The organism is Enterococcus ureilyticus, from assembly GCF_001730315.1.
Taxonomy (GTDB): domain Bacteria; phylum Bacillota; class Bacilli; order Lactobacillales; family Enterococcaceae; genus Enterococcus_L; species Enterococcus_L ureilyticus.
Genome location: NZ_MIKC01000001.1, coordinates 72,606 through 95,197 on the forward strand (window position 1 = coordinate 72,606; position 22,592 = coordinate 95,197).

General features: G+C 36.5%; 25 protein-coding genes and 1 riboswitch. Of the genes, 7 read left to right on the top strand and 18 right to left on the bottom strand.

The window, feature by feature from the left end; all coding sequences use genetic code 11:
* Positions 1-203 precede the first annotated feature (203 nt).
* Positions 204-373, top strand: a riboswitch (M-box (ykoK) riboswitch).
* A 258-nt stretch (positions 374-631) separates the two neighbouring features.
* The 3 genes from BCR24_RS00335 to BCR24_RS00345 are packed head-to-tail and all read left to right on the top strand — an operon-like array spanning position 632 to position 3,914.
* Positions 632-1,558, top strand: a complete 927-nt coding sequence (locus BCR24_RS00335) for an LCP family protein (protein WP_069638574.1) — start codon at positions 632-634, stop codon at positions 1,556-1,558.
* On the top strand, positions 1,555-2,736 hold the full coding sequence (locus BCR24_RS00340) for an FtsW/RodA/SpoVE family cell cycle protein (protein ID WP_069638575.1): 1,182 nt from the start codon (positions 1,555-1,557) through the stop codon (positions 2,734-2,736). Before BCR24_RS00335 ends, BCR24_RS00340 begins: the two co-directional genes overlap by 4 nt.
* On the top strand, positions 2,733-3,914 hold the full coding sequence (locus tag BCR24_RS00345) for an FtsW/RodA/SpoVE family cell cycle protein (protein WP_069638576.1): 1,182 nt from the start codon (positions 2,733-2,735) through the stop codon (positions 3,912-3,914). The genes BCR24_RS00340 and BCR24_RS00345 overlap by 4 nt, the downstream gene beginning before the upstream one ends.
* A 75-nt stretch (positions 3,915-3,989) precedes the next feature.
* Here BCR24_RS00345 and BCR24_RS00350 read toward each other — a convergent pair whose 3' ends face one another.
* The 5 genes from BCR24_RS00350 to BCR24_RS00370 form a co-directional block, all read right to left on the bottom strand.
* Positions 3,990-4,775: a hypothetical protein gene (locus tag BCR24_RS00350; protein WP_069638577.1), complete on the bottom strand. Its 786-nt coding sequence runs from the start codon at positions 4,773-4,775 to the stop codon at positions 3,990-3,992.
* A 66-nt stretch (positions 4,776-4,841) separates the two neighbouring features.
* A complete protein-coding gene (locus BCR24_RS16785) occupies positions 4,842-5,009 on the bottom strand; it encodes a hypothetical protein (protein WP_157804618.1) in 168 nt (55 codons plus the stop codon).
* A gap of 531 nt (positions 5,010-5,540) precedes the next feature.
* Complete coding sequence (locus tag BCR24_RS00360; RefSeq protein ID WP_069638579.1) at positions 5,541-5,843, bottom strand: DUF1292 domain-containing protein; 303 nt, start codon at positions 5,841-5,843, stop codon at positions 5,541-5,543.
* A gap of 45 nt (positions 5,844-5,888) precedes the next feature.
* Positions 5,889-6,317, bottom strand: coding sequence for a Holliday junction resolvase RuvX (gene ruvX / locus BCR24_RS00365; protein WP_069638580.1), 429 nt, complete (start codon positions 6,315-6,317; stop codon positions 5,889-5,891).
* Positions 6,314-6,583 (bottom strand): IreB family regulatory phosphoprotein, encoded by a 270-nt coding sequence (locus BCR24_RS00370; protein ID WP_010760982.1) that lies wholly within the window; start codon positions 6,581-6,583, stop codon positions 6,314-6,316. Before BCR24_RS00370 ends, ruvX begins: the two co-directional genes overlap by 4 nt.
* Positions 6,584-6,838: 255 nt before the next feature.
* On the opposite strand from BCR24_RS00370, the gene BCR24_RS00375 reads away from it, so the two are divergent.
* The gene (locus BCR24_RS00375; RefSeq protein ID WP_069638581.1) at positions 6,839-7,462 is read left to right on the top strand and encodes a class I SAM-dependent methyltransferase; all 624 of its coding nucleotides are present in this window, start codon (positions 6,839-6,841) and stop codon (positions 7,460-7,462) included.
* 36 nt (positions 7,463-7,498) lie between these two features.
* Here BCR24_RS00375 and argF read toward each other — a convergent pair whose 3' ends face one another.
* The 6 genes from argF to BCR24_RS00405 all read right to left on the bottom strand — a co-directional run bounded on the left by argF (position 7,499) and on the right by BCR24_RS00405 (position 12,916).
* Positions 7,499-8,434, bottom strand: a complete 936-nt coding sequence (gene argF, locus BCR24_RS00380) for an ornithine carbamoyltransferase (protein ID WP_069638582.1) — start codon at positions 8,432-8,434, stop codon at positions 7,499-7,501.
* Positions 8,435-8,449: 15 nt separating this feature from the next.
* A complete protein-coding gene (locus BCR24_RS00385; RefSeq protein ID WP_069638583.1) occupies positions 8,450-9,619 on the bottom strand; it encodes an acetylornithine transaminase in 1,170 nt (389 codons plus the stop codon).
* Positions 9,616-10,368 (bottom strand): acetylglutamate kinase, encoded by a 753-nt coding sequence (argB, locus tag BCR24_RS00390; protein WP_069638584.1) that lies wholly within the window; start codon positions 10,366-10,368, stop codon positions 9,616-9,618. The genes BCR24_RS00385 and argB overlap by 4 nt, the downstream gene beginning before the upstream one ends.
* Positions 10,369-10,420: 52 nt before the next feature.
* Entirely contained in the window at positions 10,421-11,452 is a 1,032-nt protein-coding gene (gene argC, locus BCR24_RS00395) for an N-acetyl-gamma-glutamyl-phosphate reductase (RefSeq protein ID WP_069638585.1), read from the bottom strand.
* 292 nt (positions 11,453-11,744) lie between these two features.
* Positions 11,745-12,134, bottom strand: a complete 390-nt coding sequence (locus tag BCR24_RS00400) for a GyrI-like domain-containing protein (protein ID WP_069638586.1) — start codon at positions 12,132-12,134, stop codon at positions 11,745-11,747.
* Positions 12,135-12,217: 83 nt separating this feature from the next.
* Positions 12,218-12,916, bottom strand: coding sequence for a DUF554 domain-containing protein (locus BCR24_RS00405; protein WP_069638587.1), 699 nt, complete (start codon positions 12,914-12,916; stop codon positions 12,218-12,220).
* Positions 12,917-13,167: 251 nt separating this feature from the next.
* On the opposite strand from BCR24_RS00405, the gene BCR24_RS00410 reads away from it, so the two are divergent.
* The 3 genes from BCR24_RS00410 to BCR24_RS00420 all read left to right on the top strand — a co-directional run bounded on the left by BCR24_RS00410 (position 13,168) and on the right by BCR24_RS00420 (position 14,969).
* On the top strand, positions 13,168-13,920 hold the full coding sequence (locus BCR24_RS00410; protein WP_069638588.1) for a threonine/serine exporter family protein: 753 nt from the start codon (positions 13,168-13,170) through the stop codon (positions 13,918-13,920).
* Between the two features lie 53 nt (positions 13,921-13,973).
* Positions 13,974-14,450: a threonine/serine exporter family protein gene (locus BCR24_RS00415; protein ID WP_069638589.1), complete on the top strand. Its 477-nt coding sequence runs from the start codon at positions 13,974-13,976 to the stop codon at positions 14,448-14,450.
* A gap of 90 nt (positions 14,451-14,540) precedes the next feature.
* On the top strand, positions 14,541-14,969 hold the full coding sequence (locus BCR24_RS00420) for a GNAT family N-acetyltransferase (RefSeq protein WP_069638590.1): 429 nt from the start codon (positions 14,541-14,543) through the stop codon (positions 14,967-14,969).
* Positions 14,970-15,040: 71 nt separating this feature from the next.
* Here the strand turns inward: BCR24_RS00420 and BCR24_RS00425 are convergent, their stop codons facing one another.
* The 7 genes from BCR24_RS00425 to yycF all read right to left on the bottom strand — a co-directional run bounded on the left by BCR24_RS00425 (position 15,041) and on the right by yycF (position 22,591).
* A complete protein-coding gene (locus tag BCR24_RS00425; protein ID WP_069638591.1) occupies positions 15,041-15,883 on the bottom strand; it encodes a TIGR03943 family putative permease subunit in 843 nt (280 codons plus the stop codon).
* A 14-nt stretch (positions 15,884-15,897) separates the two neighbouring features.
* Positions 15,898-16,803 (bottom strand): permease, encoded by a 906-nt coding sequence (locus BCR24_RS00430; protein WP_069638592.1) that lies wholly within the window; start codon positions 16,801-16,803, stop codon positions 15,898-15,900.
* 203 nt (positions 16,804-17,006) lie between these two features.
* Positions 17,007-17,813: an MBL fold metallo-hydrolase gene (locus tag BCR24_RS00440; protein ID WP_069638594.1), complete on the bottom strand. Its 807-nt coding sequence runs from the start codon at positions 17,811-17,813 to the stop codon at positions 17,007-17,009.
* 55 nt (positions 17,814-17,868) lie between these two features.
* Positions 17,869-18,747: a two-component system regulatory protein YycI gene (locus tag BCR24_RS00445; protein ID WP_069638595.1), complete on the bottom strand. Its 879-nt coding sequence runs from the start codon at positions 18,745-18,747 to the stop codon at positions 17,869-17,871.
* A complete protein-coding gene (locus BCR24_RS00450) occupies positions 18,747-20,054 on the bottom strand; it encodes a YycH family regulatory protein (RefSeq protein WP_069638596.1) in 1,308 nt (435 codons plus the stop codon). The genes BCR24_RS00445 and BCR24_RS00450 overlap by 1 nt, the downstream gene beginning before the upstream one ends.
* Positions 20,051-21,880 (bottom strand): cell wall metabolism sensor histidine kinase WalK, encoded by a 1,830-nt coding sequence (gene walK, locus BCR24_RS00455; protein WP_069638597.1) that lies wholly within the window; start codon positions 21,878-21,880, stop codon positions 20,051-20,053. The genes BCR24_RS00450 and walK overlap by 4 nt, the downstream gene beginning before the upstream one ends.
* 6 nt (positions 21,881-21,886) lie before the next feature.
* Complete coding sequence (yycF, locus tag BCR24_RS00460) at positions 21,887-22,591, bottom strand: response regulator YycF (protein ID WP_069638823.1); 705 nt, start codon at positions 22,589-22,591, stop codon at positions 21,887-21,889.
* Between the last annotated feature and the right edge of the window lies 1 nt (position 22,592).

The window sequence follows — 22,592 nt, forward strand, 5'->3', positions numbered from 1 at the left end:
TGACCATTAAACTTTTCCAAATCAAAATCATATAAAAGTAGAACCTTATCAGATAAGTGAAAACCGTGCCCTTAATGGTTAAAGTGCTATTTTAGTTGAGATAAAATAACACCTGTCAGCATATTTCACAACGTTTTATTATAAAAAATTTAATATTCACTTTATTGACTTTAGTCAAGATCTTCACTATATTTAAGGCGATCTGAATAACTTGTTAGGTGAGGCTCCTATGAAAACACAGGCTACTGCTCAAAAATGTCGAAAGACAGGCATGGGTAGGACAGGAATTGTCGAATTAAGGCTTTTCACAAAGTAGCTAAAAGCTCAGCTTTTTACGTTTCATAGTGCTAAAACTCAACGATGAGAATGATGAAAAGCTCTATTTGTGCTGCAATCAATCCACCTTCGCTGAGTTAGTTAAGCGAAGGTTTTTTGTTTTAATAAATAAGGTATTTCTCAGCTTTTTAATTAGCAGGAGGTGAATAAGCAGAGATATCAACGTTTTTTTGATATAAAGCTGTTAATACCTTTTATATGTAGCACAACTATCTTTTTATACCGACATCTAAGTCGATTTCCTAATGCACACTTTATTTGATGATCAATTAAAATGATTAGCGAGGAATAAAAAATGAAACTAGTGAACAAAATCGTAATTTGTACGCTGCTTTGTATTGTTCTCCTTTTTGCAGCAATCGGCAGTTACACTGTAATCAGCTTCCATAATGGAAAAAAAGCAGCACAATCTCAAGTAAATCCTACGAAAAACAAAGATTTTTCCGGTGATCAACAAACAAATATGAAAGAAATCACCATTATGCTGATTGGTGATGATGGTCGTGAAGATGATGAAGATGGCGGTCGAGCAGATACGCTTATGGTCGCTCATTATAATAGCGAGACCAAACAACCAAAACTTGTTTCGATCATGAGGGATTCTTATGTCAAAATCCCAGAATATGGTTTAGAGAAAATCAATGCCGCTTATGCGTTTGGTGGAGCAGAGTTAACTAGAAAAGTCCTTAACGATTCTTTCGGCTTACCGATCAATTATTACATTTCAGCCGACTTTAATAATTTTATCCGTTTGATCAATGAGCTTTATCCTAAAGGAATCGAAATTGACGCAGAAAAAGATATTAATTTAGACAATGTTGATATCAAAAAAGGTATCCAAGTCATGGATGGCAATACGTTGTTACAGTATGCTCGTTTTAGAATGGATGAAGAAGGAGATTTTGGTCGAGTAAGGAGGCAGCAGCAAGTGATGGATGCATTAGCAAAGCAGTCTAAAAATGCCGTTTCGTTCTTACAATTACCTAAAATTGCTGGTGAAGCTGTTGGCTACTTGGATACAAACATTCCAGCAGATGTCCTTGTCGATTTAGCAAAAGATTTTCTAACTGGTAAAGTCAAAAATCTACAGACCCTTTCCATCCCAGTCTCAGGTAGCTGGGCGTTTAATGATTATACCGAAGCTGGCAGTGTCTTGGAAATTGACGAGGAACAAAATCAACTTGCCATTCACGATTTTTTGAATGATGGAGCAAAAAGATGAAACGGCTTAGCAGACCATCCAAACTACAGTATCTAGATTTTTATATTTTACTTCCGTATCTGATTCTTTGTATCATCGGCATTTTAATGGTTTACAGTTCTAGCTCTTATCACTTGTTAGACAGTGAGTTAGGCACTGCTAGTAAAGCCATCAAGCAAACCATGTATTTCCTTTTTAGTTTACTTTGCATGAGTATTGTTTATCGGATTCACTTAAATGTACTGCGCAAACCTAAACTATTATTCATGTTACTTTTTCTCACCTTTCTTTCAATCGCTGCTTTGCCATTGATTGGAACTAGTGTAGGTGGAGCAAAACGGTGGATCAATTTAGGTGTCCTTTTATTTCAACCCTCTGAATTAGTCCCGTTGATTCTAGTTCTTTATCTAGCAGCAAACTTAGCCAAAGATAATGTTTTACGTCCATTCACAATCAAAAATCACAAACGATCCCTTATGGTGTCGCTTTTCTTTATGTGTTTTGTTGCGATTCAACCCAATATAGCTGGGGCATCAATGATTTTCATTCTGGTTTTAACCTTATTTTTATCCAGCGGGCTATCCCCACTATTTATGTCATTGGCTTTGATTAGTTTTATGGCACTCAAACGTTTGGGAACTGTTCTTTTATTAGCCATACCAAAAAACTGGATGCCGCAAAAGTTTAGTTATCTCGTCACACGTTTTGAAGTGATGCAAAACCCTTTCATCGATCCTACAGGTAAAGGGTTTCAAACGTCAAATGCTTATTACGCTATACACAACGGCGGATTTTTCGGGCGTGGTTTAGGTAATAGTATTCAGAAAAAAGGCTTTTTACCTGCAGCAGATACAGATTTTATCTTTGCTATTTGTATTGAAGAATTGGGCCTGATTGTTTCTTTAGGTATTTTATTTTTGGTTTTCTTTATTGTGGGTCGTTTATTTTTGTTAGCAATAAAGTCAAAAACACTTTATTATTCTTATCTTTATATTGGCTGCGGTACGCTGCTTTGTCTGCAAGTTTCTGTGAATGTCGGTAGTCTTTTAGGCTACATTCCAATGACCGGTCTGACCTTCCCTTTTATTAGTTACGGCGGTTCTAGTTTGCTGATATTAAGCGTGACACTCGGACTAGCTTTAAATGCACGCGCCACAGAAATCAGAGAGACATTCCAAGCACAAGGAGGGACAACATGAAACGAGCCTTGCCTTCTAAAAGGGAACCTGTAAATTATGCATTACTTTTACCTGTTTTTCTTCTAATCTTAGTTGGGTTTATTGCACAATACGGTGCATTTCAAGCTGACCCAACGGTGGATTCTATATTTCCTTTATTGAAAAAACAACTTTTATGGACAGTATTGGGCATTTTTTCAATGTTTGCCACAATGTTTATTCCAATTAACTATTTATGGAAATTGACCCCTGTCTTTTACAGTCTCTCTTTGCTTTTAATGAGCTTACTGATAAAATTTCATGATCCCGTTATGGCCGCTGCTACAGGTACCAAGCGTTGGATTCGTTTAGGTCCTTTTTCATTTCAACCATCAGAATTCATGAAACTTGGCTATATTTTAATGTTAGCCTACATTATTACCAAAAAAAGACAACAAACACAAACGTCCTCTATTCTAAAAGATGATTTCCGTTTATTAGGCGCAATGAGTCTGGTTAGTTTACCAATATTGGCATTAATGTTTTATCAAAAAGATTTCGGAACAAGTTTAGTCTTTGTCTCCATTTTTTTAGGCATGGTTGTCGTTTCTGGCTGTTCCTGGAAAATTTTAACAGTTGGATTCGCTGGGCTAAGCATCGTTGGGATTAGCGGAATTCTACTGGTTTTAACTGAACAAGGTCAAAAACTACTTTCTTATCTCCATTTTAAACCTTATCAATTTAATCGAATCCACGCTTGGCTTAATCCCTTTGAATACGCTGATTCTATTTCTTTTCAGCAAGCGCGCGGACTGACAGCGATCGGTTCTGGTGAATTAGTCGGAAAAGGACTGACAAATTTGCAAGTTTATGTACCAGTTAGGGAATCGGATATGATTTTTACAGTAATTGGAGAAGCTTACGGCTTTCTTGGAACTTGTTTATTGATTTTACTTTTCTTCTATTTGATTTATCAAATGCTGATCTGTACGTTACACGCTAAGCGAGAGTTTTATGCTTATATTACAACAGGAGTGATCATGTATTTCTTGTTCCATATTCTTGAAAATATTGGCTCTAATATTGGTTTGCTGCCCTTAACTGGTATTCCACTGCCTTTTATCAGCCAAGGCGGAACTGCTTATTTAGCTAATTTCATTGGAATTGGGTTGATTCTTTCCATGTATTATCAAAAAGAAAAAAATGAAATCGAGACTTGATTATTATGCAGAAAAGAGCTGAAACTCGATACCGAATTTCAGCTCTTTGTTTTAGAGAAAAAACAACGCAACCATTTAATTATGATTTACTTGGTTATTTTTCAATGTCTCAATCAATTCCCTTGCCTCTTTAAGTGTTGTTGCTCTAGGATCTGTTGAGGGATTGTCTTCCCGAATTGTATTGCCGCTTTCATCTTTAACAACCGCTGCGGGTTCTCCGTTATCAGGACCACTAATAAAACTATACCCATCACTTTCTTGAATTGCTAATACTTTAAAATCATCATCATCAAAATCTAAATCCTTTTTGAACATCTCAAAATCCCCAGTTTTTTCTACTTCTTCTTTGATAGCTTGTAAAGTAAAATTAGCTGCTCCTTTATTGTTTTTTGGCTTTTCGTCCGTAGTATCTTTTACTTTCTTATATGCCATCGGTTTACTTTCCCCTGTCATTTCAGCATTAGTTGTGCCTCGGTTAAGGATTATCGTTCCGTCTGCTTTTAAATCAATCATATAGGCCGTTTCATCATTTTTGTTTTCAAATCTGAAATAGCTGCTATTTTTTTCTGATTTTTTTTCGATAAATTCTGTCACGGTCTCCTCTTCACCAGCATATTGAATCGTTAATCCATCATCGTTTTGTTTGATAGATACTTGATCACCAATTGCTGCTTCATCTAAACACGCCCACAGTCCAACAAGTGACGTGTAATCCTTTTGGGAAATACTTACTTGTTCTTTTTCAGAAGTAGTCCGTGTATCATTGGAAGAATCGATAGATGGATTCGTTTTTTTATCCAAAGAACAACCTGTCAGTGTAATTATTAAGAACGTACTGAATAAGATAATCATTTTTTTCATAGTGAAACTCCTTTTTTATCTGGGTATCCCTCATTAGGATAGAGCCTTTTTTGATTTTATCATCCTTTACTTAGCCGTAATAATATCGACTCGTTCAGCTAGAATCCAGCCATTTAATCCATAAGAGGACGTGAGTACATGATAATGTAAGGAAGAATTTTTTATCTGTACTTCTAACTCTTGTAATGAATCGTACATTATTGGCCATGCATATCTTTGCCCTTGGATTAGCAATTCCTTATTCTCCCTAAAGAAATTTTCTATTGGTCTTTTCTCCAAATCAAAGAAGATACTATACGGCATTTCTTCGTAAAATCTATAGCAAAAAACATCATAAAATATGAGCTGTTTTTTGTCTTGATTATAAGATATATCCAATATTATTGTATTCTTTTTGAAATCAACACGGTAGCTCTCTATTTCATAGTCATGAATTGAATGCATTTATTTCTTCACCATCTACTTTTAGGTTTTATATTATTTATAAATATTTACAATAAAATCATGTGTAACTATCCTTGCTTAATTGAATCTATTGATTCACAGTCCTTTGAATCAGATTTTAAGAATTTATTTCTATCTTCTGTTTTTTTATATTTTCTTATTCAGTTTAACATATACTGAATAAAATATGAATATGAGCAAATGATTAAAGGAAACTATGAATATATGTAGGATTACATTTGGATTGTTTTTCTTTAGATTCGTTGGTAAAATAAAAAAGCTGAACCCCTATGTCTCAAGGGTTCAGCTCACTTTTTAGCTTTATTCTTCTTCTTCCGCCATGAATGTATTGAAAACTTCTTCAATCATATCCCATTCAGCGTCTGTTTCGATTTGTTGTAATTCGCCTTCTGTTCCTTCGTTGTTTTCGATGTAAGCATATGCTTGTAATTCAACATCTTCTTCCTCTGGAACGCCAGCTGGATATAGCAGTACGTAATTTTTACCAAATTCTTCTTGCCCATCAACGGTTAAAAGAATTTCGTATAGTGTTTCGTTGCCTTGTTCATCAACTAGTGTAATGTGTTCATGCCCTTCGTGATCGTGGTTATGCTCTTCTGTCATTGTTATGCTCTCCTTTTATCTGACACTTGTTTTTCAACAAGTCGTTTAAATTTTATTGCTAGCACCATCTAGATAATTTTGTAAAATCATGACAGCTGCTACTTTATCGATTACTTTTTTTCTTTTCGCTCTTGAGGTGTTCGCTTGTTCAACTAACATGCGTTCTGCCTGAACTGTCGTCAAACGTTCATCTTGATACGTAACAGGAATGTGAAACATGTCTTCGATTTTTTTGCCGTAAGCCATTGATGCTTCCGCTCTTGGGCCGATCGAATTATTCATATTCTTGGGTAAACCCACCACAAAGCGCGTTACCTCATATTCTTTCACTAATTCTGCTAACCGTTCAAAACCAAATTCTTCCTGAACTTCATTGATCCGAATGATTTCCACACCTTGTGCTGTCCAGCCAAAGGGATCACTAACAGCAATTCCTACCGTTTTTGACCCTACATCAAGTCCCATTACTCTCATCGAATAGTGATCCCATGATCAGATAAGTAATATTTAACTAGCTCTTCCATGATTTCATCTCGTTCGTGACGACGAATCAAATTTCGAGCGTCTTGATAACGAGGAATGTAGGCCGGGTCTCCAGAAAGTAAATAGCCCACAATCTGATTGATCGGATTATATCCTTTTTCCTCTAAAGCCTTGTATACAGTAGCCAGAGTTTCACTTACTTCCTTCTTACGGCTGTCATCAAAATCAAAACGTACAGTTTCATCTGTAAAACCCATTTATCTACACCTCACTTTTATTCTATTCATACAGTTCCATTCTACTAAAAACAAGGCAAAACTACAAACAAAACTTAATATTTCCTGCCATATATTAAAGATTTCCTTTAATTTTGACAGAATTGACGGAATAGTAAGAGGATAATTCGATTTTAGGCGTAATTATAATGGATATTGATCATTCTTTTTTCTGAAAGCTGTTTTTTTATTGTATACTATTTGAAAGAGTAAAAGATAAAACAAAGGAGTTTTTTGATGTTTATTTTGGGACTAGTCATCGTTATGTTAGTATTGATTTTTCTGTTTTGGTTTTTATTAAGTCAATCAAAAAAACCTACTGGTTTGATTGGAATTTTAATGATGCGTCTTTGGAATGGTGTTTATCTGCCTTTAGTTGAGTGGGCAATAAACAACGTTAATTTAAATGATTATTCCGCTATTTTGGATATAGGCGTCGGCAATGGGGCTTCGAGCGCCTATCTTTTACAACGAAAAAATTCCCTATCCATTACAGGCATTGATCTTTCTGAAGCTGCTATATCGCAAGCTTACAAAAAATACCCAGACAATAAAATTAACTTTGAATCAATGGATGTTCATCATCTTACTTTTACCGCTGAAACTTTTGATTTAGTGACGGCTTTTCAAACGCATTTCCACTGGAGTGATTTAGACCGAGCTTTACGAGAAATTTATCGAGTACTTAAACCAAATGGTGTTGTCATCTTTGCCTGTGAGACTGCTAAAATCAATTACTTTTTACCTAAATTAAAAAACTCTGCAGATTTCCAAAGATATTTATCTACATTTGATTTTTCCTTGATCAATCAGCAGACCACAAGTCAATGGACTATGTATACCTGTAAAAAAATAAAATGACACTTTAACGAAAATCGTTCAGTGTCATTTCAACTTCTATAGATTGGCCATCACTTTGACTAGTAAGGCTTTTTGTGCATGGAGACGATTAGCTGCTTCTTGATAAATTGCTGAATGGGTTCCATCGATAATATCTGCCGTTACCTCTTCCCCTCGGTGAGCTGGAAGGCAATGCAAGAATAGATAATCTTTCTTTGCTTGGACAGTCAATCGATTGTTGACTTGGAATGATTTAAAAATTTCTGCCCGTTCTTTCTGCTCGGCTTCATCTCCCATACTTGCCCAGACATCAGTCACTAGAACATCTGCATTCTTTACAGCTTGAGTCGGATCATTTAAAATTTCGATCTTACTGCCGCTTGTTTCTGCATTTTTTTGAGCCTGTTCAACGAATTCAGATCGGGGTTCATATCCTTTAGGTGTTGCAATACTTATGTCCATACCCACTAAACTTCCGCCTAGCAAAAAGGAATGAGCCATGTTATTGCCATCACCAATATAGGCTAATTTAAGGCCCTCAAGTTTGCCTTTTTGTTCATAAATGGTTTGAAAGTCCGCCAAAATTTGGCAAGGATGATGATCGTCTGTCAAGCCATTGATAATTGGTATAGAGGCTTCTTTTGCTAATTCTTCGACCATCTGATCTGAATAGGTTCGGATCATGATTGCATCTACGTAACTAGATAGCACATTTGCTGTATCTTTGATTGGTTCACCGCGCCCCATTTGTGTGCTTTTAGAGTCTAAAACAATCGCCTGTCCACCTAATTGAATAATTCCTGCTTCAAAAGAGACCCGTGTACGTGTACTATTTTTTTCAAAAATCATCGCTAAAATCTTTCCAGCTAAAACACCACGATAAGCCTCTGGATTCGTTTTTATCGCTACAGCTAATTCAATGATTGCTAGAAATTCTTCTTTTGTTAACTCTGTCAGATTTAAAATGCTTTTACCATACAAGGAATTAATCATATACTTTTCTCACTTTCAATTTTTATCTTTTTTCTGTGCTTTTAGGTTGTCTATTACTTTTTCTACTATCAGCAATGCTTGATTGATCTCCTCATAGGTGATTGTTAATGGGGGTAAGAGACGTAAAACGGTTTGACCTGCTTTCAAGGTGAGTAGGCCTTCTGCTTCTAATTGTTCCATAGCTTGTTTCAATACTTCTTGATCTGAAAACACTAGCCCCAACATCAATCCTTTACCGCGGACAGCTTCAATCAGCAGATTATTTTTTGCGATTTCATTTAAACCAATCAGTAACGCTTCTCCCTTTGCTTGAACCTCTTCTAAAAAATCAGGCTGGTTGATTCGATCGATTACTTTGCTCGCCACACTCATTGCTAACTTATTCCCGCCGAAAGTCGACCCATGACTACCTGGTCCAAAAAAACTAGCTAATTTAGTCTTACCAACCATCGCTCCAACTGGTATCCCATTCCCTAACCCTTTTGCTAATGTGAAAATATCCGGTTCGATTTGATACTGTTCATATGCATAAAAAGTACCAGTACGTCCGATTCCTGTTTGAATTTCATCAATGATCAGTAAAGCGCCATATTCCTGGCAAAGAGCCTGAACAGATTGAATCCATATTAAATCTGCTGGCAACACGCCTCCTTCTCCTTGAATCAGCTCTAGCATGACTGCAGCTGTTTGATGATCTATTGCACTTTCTAAAGGAGTTAATTGATTAAAAGGGACATAAATAAAATCCGGAACTAAAGGCGTAAAGCCTGTATGAATACTTGCTTGGCCAGTTGCACTCATTGCTCCATAGGTTCGACCATGAAAAGAATTAGTGAACGTTATGATTTTACTTTTACCTGTAGCTTTACGAGCTAATTTTATTGCCGCTTCATTGGCTTCAGCTCCACTGTTACAAAAATAGCTGATATACTTTTTTCCATTCGCCAATTTCTTCGCCGTGATTTCTTGTAAATGATTTTCATATAGATTTGGCGTGTGCCATATAAGATTCGCTTGATCAGATAACGCTTGATTCAATTCAGGATCATTGTAACCTAAATTCATCACCCCGATCCCACTCGTGAAATCAAGATAATTTTTCCCCTCCTTATCAGTCAGTGTATTACCTGCTCCTTTGAGCAATTCTATGGCTTTTCTTTGGTAGTTAGGAAATAAGTAGCTCATGCATAAACCCCCTTTGATTTGATGATCGTTCCTGCATATTGAAGTCGGTTTGTGATATGAACTTCTTTTACCCCACCTTTGATTGCGGAAACGGCACTTTCTAATTTTGGCAACATCCCACCTTTGATGATGTTTGCCATTTTTAGTTTTGAGACTTCACTGGTATAAATTTCTTTTAACCACTGATCTTCCTTCTTTACTCCTGGAACATCTGTCAATAGGTATAGTTTTTCAGCTTTTAATTCCTCCGCTACTTTACAAGCGACATGATCCGCATTAATATTCAGCCACTCACCTGTTTTAGTTAAACCTAGAGGCGCAATGATCGGAATGTGTTTGGTTTCAAGTAAATGCTCCAGTAATTCAGTATCCACTTGCTGAACTTCACCAACAGCACCTAGAGTATTTTTATCTAGAAAAGTTCCCGTGATGATTTGGCCACATGATGCATTTAGTCCAACGACCGAAAAACCTTCTTGCTGAAAATGAGTTGTGATCATTGGTTGAACTTGACCAATCAAAACCATTTGCGTGATCTTTAACGTTTCTTCTGTTGTTACCCGCAAACCATCTTGAATCATTACCGGCACATCTAAACGCTGCATCATCTCGGAAATATAGTGTCCACCGCCGTGAATAATCACAACTTTTTTGCCTTCTTTTTGCCACTGATCAATTTGATCAAAAAATGATTTTGTTAGGTTGTCACTGGCTACTCCGCCCATTTTTATAACAATAACCTTCTTCATGTTTGCCGCTCCCTTTGTATTTAAAACTTTCTATTTGTTATTTCGTCATTATTTATGGATAAATCGGTATTTGATCCAATCCGCATCGCTCATCGTAGCCTGCAAAAATATTCAAATTCTGAACAGCTTGTCCAGCTGCCCCTTTCCCTAAATTATCAATCACACATACAATCGTGATGCAATTCGTTTTGGGATTGTAAGCAAGCCCCATATCACAATAATTAGAGCCTATTACTTGCTTGAGTGCAGGGTAATGTCCAGCCTCTTGAATGCGAATAAATGAATTTTTTTCAAAATGATTTTGATAAAGTTGGACTAATTTCTCGTCAGAAATCGGTTCCGTCGATTTTGCATAAGCGGTTAAAAAAATACCTCTAGTGACTGGGATCAATGATGTTGAAAACTGAATCGCTGAAAGATTAGGCTGCCATTTGTTCAACTGCTCCATGATTTCTGGAATGTGTTGATGACTATTCATTTTATAAAGTGTCATATTATCATGTGCCTCTGAGAAATGGGTTGTTTGCGAGAGGCTTTTACCAGCGCCAGAAATTCCCGATTTAGCATCGATAATAATTGAATCTAATTCAATTTTTCCATCTTTCAATAATGGTGCTAATGACAACTCTGCTGCCGTTGCATAACAACCTGGATTTGCGATCCATTTTGACTTAGGATTTTCTCTATATTCTGCTAATCCATAATCAAATTTTTTGACACTTTCCATTGGTGGAGCTGTCGATCCATACCATTTTTCATAGCTACCTGGATTCTTTAAACGAAAGTCACCTGATAAATCGATCACCGGAAAATCTGCTTCAATGAAAGGTAAGGCTAACTCTTTGGCTACTCCAGATGGTGTTGCTAATAAAACTAGCTCACTTTTTTGCATGATTTTTTTAGGATCAATCACTTCTAGAGGTAAAGAAATCAGCTGCTTCAAATGCGGATTGATTACTTCTAATGATTTTTTATTCATTGAATGACTATGAATCGATACAATCTCAACGAATGGATGTTGCCGGAGATATCTTAAAAGTTCTAACCCACTATATCCAGTCACACCAACAATCGAAACCTTCATCCACTTCACTTCTTTTCTGCTTATTTTTTATTAAACACTTGTTATTGATCCTAGTATAAGTTTTTTCTTTTTACAAGTCAACGGTTTTTTATTAATTTATTCAACAAAATTAAATATTTATACATAACATACATAAAAAAAGAGTCTGGGACACAACTCTACGAGTTATCTCTCAGACTCAAGGAATCCGTATAAACGGTGGGAGCAGAAGCAATCCCTTCGGGATTAAACACTCCTGTCCCAACCTCATTTTCTAAATCGGTTAAATTTTTTATCTACAGTATAGCTGATTTCAAACAGAAAGATAAATCATAATTGAACCATCTTCTTGGTAATGTTCTATGTCTGACAAATAAGTACGTCTTTTTTCTAAAGCTTCATCTTTCCAAATTTTCTGCCAAGCGGCTCCCACACCTTCGGGACTAGCAACTTCAACTTTAATTGCGACATACTCTCCGCCTTTGATTTGTGACTGGTCAGGATAATCCGCCTGTTCATTACCAATCAACAAATCATATTCTCCTTTAAAATTACTTTCATAGTTTGAATACACAGCAAAAAACTCTCCTTTAAGTTGCATTGTTGGCACTTGATTCCATAAAGCGATAATCTCATCTATACGATTATTATTCGTACGGATTTTCTTTCCTCTGATATTTTTTTCGATTAATTGAATCGTCATTTAGACCACTCCTTTGATTTGTTAAATTGACTTTATCATATTAATAATGACAACAGTGTGTCACAATTTATCCTCATTTTTACTTAAAAGTAAAATAATACTGTTACGATGAGGATCAAAATAGGAATGCCTGGCAGATAGTTAGACACTCTGATTTTGGTGATTCCCATAATATTCAGCCCAATCCCTAATATCATCAACCCACCGATTGCACTTAATTCCTCCATTAACACGTCCAAGAGTTCTTTAGGAATATAACGCATCAAAATACTAGCAGCTACGGCGATGATTCCTTGATACAGAAAAACAGGCACCGCTGAAAACAGGACACCGACGCCTAAAGTTGCGGTTAACATGATCGACATAAACCCATCCATGACGGCTTTTGTAAATAGCGTTTGATGATTATTCGCCACACCGCTTTCGATTGCGCCAATGATCCCCATTGAGCCAATCAGAAAGATCAAGGCGGCAGTTATAAACCCCTCAGCAAAATTACTACCTGGTTTAGCATATCGCTTTTCTAATTCCAAGCCAAAAACGTTCATTTTATCTTCAATTCCCACCCCTTCGCCAACCATTGCCCCAACACATAAACTAATCAAGATCACAATAAAAGAGGAAGTTTTAAATGCCATTTGAATCCCTAAGACCAAGACACCTAAACCAATTCCCTTCGTGACTGTTTCTTTCATTTGTTCTGAAATATTTCGCAAAACTGCTCCTAGTAAACTTCCTAATACAATGGCTAACCCGTTGATCAAAGACCCCAGTAAGATCATTTTTTATCATCCCAATCCTCTTATAGTTTCATACTTTTTTATTATTATACGCTAAGAAGTTCTAAAGCGATATCAAATTATCGAAACATTCTTACAATTGAGAATATATCATAGAACACCAATCGTTTTGATCTTTGTGCATAATGTTGAGGGATATTTATATTTTTACTGTTCCGTGCTATTTTTTCAGGCTATAATCAACTATACTAATCTTAGATAAGTAGGATAGAACGGTAAAGTGAGGAAAATAAATGGCAACGTTAGATATAGAAAAAGTCTTAGAAACATGTTTATTAGCAGGCAAGCTCATGCTAGAAAGTGATGCCGAAATGTATCGTGTGGAAGATACAATGAGCCGTATTGCTTTGGCGTCCGGCGATTATCGCTTAGTCAGTTACGTCACCCAGACAGGGCTTTTTGTAGGGCTTGACGGGACTTCCACAATTCGCATGGTGCAAATTTTGAATCGTTCGATCAACTTAGAAAAAGTCTCTAGGATCAACCAGCTTTCTAGAGAATATGTAACTGGTATTTTTACCCTTGATGAATTATTAGAGCAATTAAAAATAGTAGAACAAGAACGAAAATTCTTTCCTTTATGGTTGAGATTTGTCAGTGCGGCAGTCGTCAGTGGTACGATCATGATTTTATTCGGCGGTGTTTGGGCAGATTTATTTTTGACCTGTTTGATTGGAGGCGTGGGCTATATGCTTTATTATTCCAGTTTAAAAATCTTGCGTATTAAATTTCTCTCTGAGTTTTTAGCAGCCCTTTTTATTGGCTGTGCAGCGCTTTTAAGTAGTCAAAGCGGATTAGGTATCAATCAAGATATGATCATTATTGGTTGTGTGATGCCCCTTGTTCCCGGTGTTCAGATGACTAATGCCCTGAGAGATTTGCTTGCAGGTCATTATCTTTCAGGTGTTTCAAGAGGAACAGAAGCGATGATGACCGCTTCTATGATTGGTTTTGCAATTGCTTTTGTTTTTCAATTATTTTATTAAACTGTCGCTGTAGTGTTTGTTCCATATAGTAAGAAGAATTTGGAGGGTTTAAAATGTTTGATCTATTCGTTCAATTTATCTTTAGTTTCCTAGCCTCTGCTGCATATGCGATCATCACCAATGTTCCTAGACGCTCTCTTATCGCTTGCGGCCTATCGGGTGCATCAGGTTGGATGATTTATTGGTTTGCCGTTCAATTTGGTGCTAATGCAGCTTTAGGCTCCTTATTGGGTGCTTTGAGTGTAGCGGCAGTAAGTTTTATCTGTTCAAGAGCGCTCAAATTACCTGTTACGATTTTTAATATTCCTGGGATGGTTCCTTTAGTCCCTGGAGGGCTTGCTTATCAAGCTGTCAGAAACTTGGTCATCGGCAATTATGAAACGGCGATCAATTCTGCTGTTCAAGCGATCATGATCGCAGGTGCGATTGCTTTAGGTTTGGTTTTATCTGAGGTGTTAAATCACAATATACGTAACTTTAGAGAAAAACGAGAGATTTTGAGTTTAATCAGAAAAAATGAAGAGAAATAACAAGGCTTTTTTATACTATCAATGTAAGGGGTGAATAAATGAGTGCACTAGCGATTCTTTCATACGTTTAAAAAGAAAGGATAAACAATCATGATCAAAAAAATCGATCATCTAACGGTCTCAGAGTTAGAGACTATTTTAGGCATTTGGCTGACAGCCAACTGTGAAGCCCATCCCTTTATTCCAAAGTCTTATTGGCAAAAGAATCTTAGTTCTGTAAAAGAACAACTACCTCAAGCTGATCTTTATACTTATAGTGAGAGCGATCAAATTAGTGCATTTTTAGGGATGACTGGCACATATATTGCTGGAATTTTTGTAAAAAATGACTACCGCGGTCAAGGAATCGGTTCAAAACTTTTAACTGAAGCAAAACGTTCGACTACTTCATTAAGTCTTTGCGTTTATGCAAAAAACAAGCAAGCCCTTCATTTCTATCAAAGGCAAGGCTTCCAAAAGGTGCATGAACAATTTGACAGCACTGGTGAGCTAGAGTATCAGTTGATCTGGGAAAAATAAGAAAGGTGGGAGAGAGAAAACGATGCATTCGTTTTCTCTCTCCCACTAAAATTAATTGATTACTTCGTTTTTTAAAACGAACGATAAACATATTGATTTTTGGGTTCTTCTATTGATGTCACCTTTGTCACATCCACCATTGGGATTTCTCGCTTAAACGGTGCATAATAGCCAGAATGAATGGTTCCTGTTAGCTCCAACCACTCGTTATTTTCGAAAGTCTGACCATCGGGCATTTTTGTTAATAATCCAAATACACCGGAATCCGCCACACAATGAATGATCCCAAAACGAAAAACAAATAAATCAGACTGCTCTTTTTGTGCTGCATTAAAAGCAAAGCCTTTGTAAGTAATTGTTTTTCCAATAAATTCACTCGGATAATTATAAATCAGCTCCATCACTTCTAAATAATTTTCCTCCGTTACTTTCACATGATCGTCTTTGATATAGTGAGATAATGCTTGTTTCATCTGTTTATCATAATCTGTTTTATCAAAATAAATGCTCGTATCTGGCTTTAAATACTGCGTTTCTACATCTGGGTCCCCTACTGATTCTTTACTTAATGGAAAATTAAAACCCTTTGCTTCCACGATAGACGTATCCAGGCTAACTGTCGGAAACAAAAAACCAACCATTAACGGCAAAGCTAACAAAAGATAAGCTATTCCTCTTTGATACGGTTTATCCAACCCGTGATCATGCTCATCATGGTGATGGTGCTCTGTGGATTCTTTATCTTCCTCCTTATTCCAAAGGATCAACTGAACGATTGCTAAGATAAAGGAAAGAGCCATCGAAATAATCGCCAAGTAACGATAATGAACATTTATATATTGATTCAACCTACCCGATACTTGCAAAAACATCATCAATATCGTGTAGCCAATCAAGATTAAAAATCGAATCATCTACTCTTTCCTCCTTAAATCGCTAATGCATAGAGACTGACGACAACCGTGACAATTCCTACAAATTTCAACATAAATGACGTTTTAAAATAACGCTTCATCATCAAAAGATTCTTGATATCTACCATCGGCCCAAAAACAAGAAAACCAACAACTGGTCCATTGCCAAACAAGCTCAATAACGAGGACCCAATAAATGCATCTGCCTCAGAACATAACGACAACGTCGCAGCTAAAACCAACATAACTAAAATTGCTAAAATTTTGGTATGACCTAATTGTAACATTGCACCTGTTGGTAAATAGGTCTGCATTGCAGCAGCCATCAAAGAACCGAAAATCAAGTAACGACCCGTATCGAAAAACTCATCAATTCCATGAGTTAAAACAGACCAGCACTTATGCCAAAAGGTTTCTTTTTCATGTGTATGCTCAGTTTCTTCAAGAGTACAATCCGCCTCAAAAGTTGTTTGTTGTAAAATGTTTTCCTTATTGATATACGCTAACCAAACACCAACAACTAGCGCTACCAACATACTGCCGACAACACGCCAAACAACAAATTTTATCGAATTTCCAAATGCAATATAGGTTGAGAAAAGAACGATCGGGTTAATGATCGGTGCTGTTATCATAAAAGCGAATGCTGTATAGGTCGGAACATCTTTTTTGACAAACTGATGAACGATTGGAACAATCCCACACTCACAAGAAGGGAAAAAGAATCCTAAAAGACTCCCAACAATAATCGATAACACTTTATTTTTCGGTAATAATTTTTTGACCCGCTCAGGTGTTAGAAAAACGTGTAACGCACCCGATATCACACAACCAAGCATAACAAACGGTAATGCTTCAATCACGATCGATAAAAAAATAGTGCCCATTTGCAATACTGAATGAGGTAAAAATTGAAACATCAAATTCCTCCCACTGCTAAAAATAACACCAGCATTTCTATACCAGCATCTGTTTTTTTAACATTCAAAAATATAGTTAACTATACTGCACCCCTTGCAAAAATTCAAGAGCTGCCAAAATTTATTAAAACAACTATAAGATATTCATCGAATCCTAAAAAAAATGAGACAAAAACTGAGCAACAGTTCTGCCTCACTCTTATTTAAATTGAAAATAATTCTGATGCTGATTCTGGATCTGTATCATAGACATTAAAATCAAAATTGACACCTAAGCCTTTTTCAGCCAAAATCGATTCCATAGCCATCCTAGCATGTTCTTTGGTATTATTTTCCTTACTTAAATGTCCTAAATAGATACGTTTGGTATGGTCACCAATTACATCCACCATTGTTAAAGCACCATCATCATTCGATAAATGACCTTTATCCCCTAAAATGCGTTGTTTCAAACTCCATGGATAAGGGCCCATGCGTAAAATCTCTAATTCATGATTGCTCTCAATTAAATATGCATCCGCATCCTTGATTGTACCACGAACATGATCACTACAATAGCCTGTATCTGTCAACATAACAAACGAACGGTTATCTTTGAAGAAACGATAAAACTGAGGAGCTGCTGCATCATGAGAGACACCGAAACTCTCAATATCCATATCACCAAACGTTAAAACCTTTCCCATATCAAAAATATGCTTTTGCTCAACAGCAACATTTCCGATCAAAGGATCCATCGCGGCCCAAGTTTTTTCATTTGCATAAACATCTAATTTATATTTTCTAGCTAAGACCCCCACACCATGAATATGATCCCGATGCTCATGTGTTACTAAGATAGCATCTAAATCTTCTGGTTTTCGATCGACCTCTGCCAGCAATGAAGTGATTTTTTTCCCACTTAATCCTGCATCAATAAGCAACTTTTTGTTCTCAGTTTCAATAAAAAGGGAATTGCCTGTGCTGCCGCTGGCAAGAATGCTAATGTTAAATGCCTTATCTTGACTCATTTTTTCTATCCGCTTCCCTTCTAGTCTACAGCTCCTTATTATACAACCATCCCTGCTAATTTTCTACCTTTGGCACAATATTATTTGTAATGATTGTATTGCTCATCGCATTAACTTGTTCAATCTGCAGATTACTGCCGCTAGATTTGATTCCCACAAACCAGACTGGTACATAAACATTCTTCTCACGAATTTTGTAAATTCTAGTATATGCTAATTCTATAAAAGTAATTTTCGCATTACTAGGAATCTTGTTATTGATATATAAGGTTTCGACTGCATCACGTTCAGAAAATAGATCACTCTTATCCCGCAACTCTTCAATTCCTTGAATATGAGTTTGAGTATACTTGTAAATCTTGTGTATACTAGCAGATTCATCTGATTTTTCTAGCTTTAATGAAATTTGTGCTGTATCATCTTTAAAAGGAATATTCTTATAATTTTGAGACACAACGACTTCCGGAAATTCACCATCTAATGAAGAAAAATCAGGTAAATATTGATATTGACTACCAAATAATACACTATCTTTATCCTTTAAGAATGCTTCTAAAGATTTTTCAACGTTTTTCTCATCGATAAAGTAGCTAGTTTGAGCATAATTCATCTGCGGATATACCGTTAATGAATAATCCACTAGTTCAGTGCCATTCTTAAAAAAATTACGATCTCTTGTTTCACGTTCAGTTTGGATGGCATCATAAAAATTCGTTTGTTCTCCACTTAAATAATAACCCTCTCTTTTCTCATTAGAAAGCGTTCCTTTATATGTGATTCCATCTTTGTCGAGTCTTTTTTCGATACTATCCGTTTGATCAGAAAAGGAGACATTATTTTCTTCTTTAAGTCCTTCTTGATAGATTCCAAACAAAAACATGTTCAAGCCTAAAAAAACCAAAAAGAAAATCCACTCGATTCGTTTGAAGTCCATTATTCCACCTCCAAATTCGCTAATTTTTCCAGTAATTCACGTTCTGGATACCATTTATTATCATAGCGAATATACCACTCTGGAGTGAGATCGACCACTTGTGTCACTTCTTCAATTTTGTGCCAAGTATACCCAATAACCATTGAATTGATTTTCGACAAATCAGCACCATTGAGTGTTAGTTGCTCTAACAAACTTTCAGTACTTTTCAAAACAATTTCTTCTTCTGATGGAATAGGAACTTGAATTGTATCTACACTGGTTTGGATCGCTACACTTGATCGTTCAACTTGATCATTACCGATCGTGATCCGAACCTGACCTTTATCATTTTCACTAAAAACAGGAAATCCTTCTACAAAGGTCCGATAATTCATCTCAGCATTTGTCCGATCAAAATAACGGATATTCCCCATACTAGTGCCTAATTTTTTTATATAACTAAAACTGTCCGAATAAATATTGTCTTTAGCACCTCTAGCACTTAATTCTCCAGTAAAGTGGATCGTGCCTAGTTTTTCATCCGCTGTCAATCGTTCACTACCACTAGTATAAGACAAATCTTGACTATCTTCATTGGTTTGAACATTCTCAACATTGGAGAAAAAAGCGTTTCGAAACTTAGTCACAGGCTGAGACGCTAAAATGTAACTATACTTTTTCATTTTTAAATCTTCTGATAGATAATAATGCTTGCCCGCAACAACTTGTTGTTCTGAGATTGGGTTGTATTGCACACCAACCTTATTCATTAAGCTCAAGACTTTTTCACGATCGATCGTGATCTGAGCTTCATAAACATCTTTGCGACTAAAATCCAAGAAACGAATCTTACTTTGATCTAAATCAACTTGGATACAGGTAAAGAAAATTTCATCTGCATTGAGTTCTGTCGTTTTAAGATCTAAATCATAAACAGAGAGATATTCACTCAGTAAAAATGGACCTTCATACAGCAATTCAAATCCTTGATTGATTAATAGATGTTTGTCAAACTGCTCGCCGTCTCCTTGCACAGTCTGGGTCAAGAGACCAAATGTACTATGTTTAATTTCATTTTGAACATTAGTAATCAAATTTTCACTATTATTCATTTCTGATGTTCCATTCTGCATACGCACTAAACGTAACGGTAAAAATACATCTGTATCCATTCGTTCATTCACAACAGCTGTTGTCGTTTGTGCATCCGTTTTAACCGACTGATCTTTTTTGGAAGAGCTGGTCCAAATGCTGACTGAAAAGTACATGCTAAGCAATACTAAAAAAATCAAGCCGATCCGTACAATTCTTTCTGCTATTTTCATTCCCACCAATCCTCCTCATATGGCTCATAAGGTAAGGATATATAAAACGTTGACCCTTGACCTTCCTGACTTTCCACCCAAATCGCGCCATTATGTGCTTTGACAACTTCTCTTGAAATTGCAAGCCCAAGTCCGGTGCCACCTTGTTCTCTAGCACGCGCTTTATCCACACGATAAAAACGTTCAAAGACTTTATTGATATCCTTTTTAGGAATTCCTAAGCCTTGATCCGTTACACTAAAGACCACATTGTTATGAGTTTCAAGTAAACGGCAAGTAATTTTCCCACCGTCAGGAGAGTATTTGATTGCATTGTTTAAAATATTATCTAAGACTTGGATTACTTTGTCGGTGTCTAACTCTACCCACAAATCACGTTTCGTAAATTCACGGTGAATCGTATAATTTTTGTCATTTGCTTCAACCATCATATCAAATCGATCTAAAACAAAATTGATCAATTCATTGAAATTAACGTATTCTAACTGCAACTGTCCATTACCAGAATCCATTCTTGAAAGATTCAGCAAATCATTGATCATACGAATCATGCGATCGGTCTCTTCTAAAGTCACTTTTAAAAAGTTAGGAGCAATTTCAGGGTTTTCCCACGCACCTTCACTCAACGCCTCTATATAGCTTCGCATACTCGTTAAGGGTGTCCGCAATTCATGAGAAACGTTCGAAACAAATTCTCGGCGTTCACGTTCATTTTTCTCTTGTTCTGTTACGTCATGAAGTACGCAAACAAGACCTGTAATAAAACCAGATTCTCGACGAATCATTGCAAAATCAACACGAATGATCATTTGGTCTTCTTCCATTGAAGATAAAGAACGGTCGATCAATATTTCTTCAGGTTCTTCTAATAGCTTACGTAGCGTATAGTCTGTCTCAATATCTAGTAGTTCCAATAAAGAAATCCCAATCACATCTTCATCTTTGACATTTAACAAGGACAAAGCCATTTCATTGATTGTAATTACTTTTCCTCGCCTATCGGTCGCAATCACACCATCAGTCATATGAGCAAGGACACTGTCTAACCGATTTCGTTCGGCCTCCATAGTTTCCTGCGCTTCTTCAATTCGTTCTGATAGTTGATTAAAGGTTTCAGCCAGTTGTCCTAATTCATCTTTACCATAGACTTTGACCTTTCCACTATAATCTCCTTTGGCAATCCGTAACGCTTGTTCACGCATCTCACCAATCGGCTGTGTGATTGATCTAGCAATCAAGAGCGTGACAATGATCGAGATTGCACCAGCGATGATCGATGCTGTAAAAAATATTCGTGCAGTATCGGTAATTTCTTTGTATTTGCCTTCGATATTACTCTTAACATAAAGAACCCCGATGACTGTATCGCCAGTCGGGGATTGGATAGGCTGAACATTAATATATACGCGCTTATCTTTATCCATCGCTGAATATTTTTTCGCACTAAAATCATTCAAATCACGATAATCATTTTTCTTCCCAACAATTCCCTGCTGATTCAAATCACTTGTCGCTCTTACGATTCCTTTATCATCAACTATACGGGCCTCTATCGTTTCAGACGCTGAGAAGTCACTTAAAGTTTTCTTGAGATCCGCATCGATTTCGGTACGATCTCGGTCTTTTTCGCCTAGTTTAGGACTTAACGTACTTGCTAGTTGGAGGACTTGGGAATCAACATTTTTTTTATAGTCTTTGATTGTGGTCGACTCTAGTTCTCGAATAAAGTAGCCACCAATGATTTGAATCGCAATCAATAATAACAAAATAAATGACAAGGCGATCTTAAAGTTTACTGATTGAAAAAAGTGAACCTTTTTTTTCATAAAGCACTACTCCTGTTCAGGATTTCGAAGATAATACCCAACACCGCGACGAGTCACTAAGTACGTCGGATGGCTTGGACTATCTTCGATTTTCTCTCTTAAACGACGGACAGTCACATCTACCGTACGAACGTCTCCAAAATAATCATAGCCCCAAACAGTCTGTAATAGATGTTCACGCGTCATCACTTGTCCAATATGTTTTGCTAAATAGAATAGCAATTCAAATTCACGATGAGTCAATTCGATCTTACCGCCACGTTTTGATACCATATAAGCATCTGGGTGAATGGTTAAGTCTCCAATTGTCAATTCTGATTGAGTGGTTGATTCTGCTTCTTTCGCACTTGATGCACCACGGCGTAGATTTGCTTTAACGCGTGCTACAAGTTCACGATTTGAAAATGGTTTTGTTACATAGTCATCGGCACCCAGCTCTAATCCTAAAACTTTATCGATTTCAGAATCTTTAGCTGTCACCATAATGATCGGCATGTCGTAAGTTTTGCGAACTTCTCTAGCAACTTCTAGTCCGTCCATTTTCGGTAGCATCAGATCAAGGATAATTAAATCTGGTTCAACCTCCTTGACCTTCTCAACCGCTTCTTCCCCATCATACGCTGTAAAAACTTCATATCCTTCTTTAGTAAGATTGTATTTCACAATTTCTGAAATCGGCTTTTCATCATCCACAACTAATATTTTTTTCATA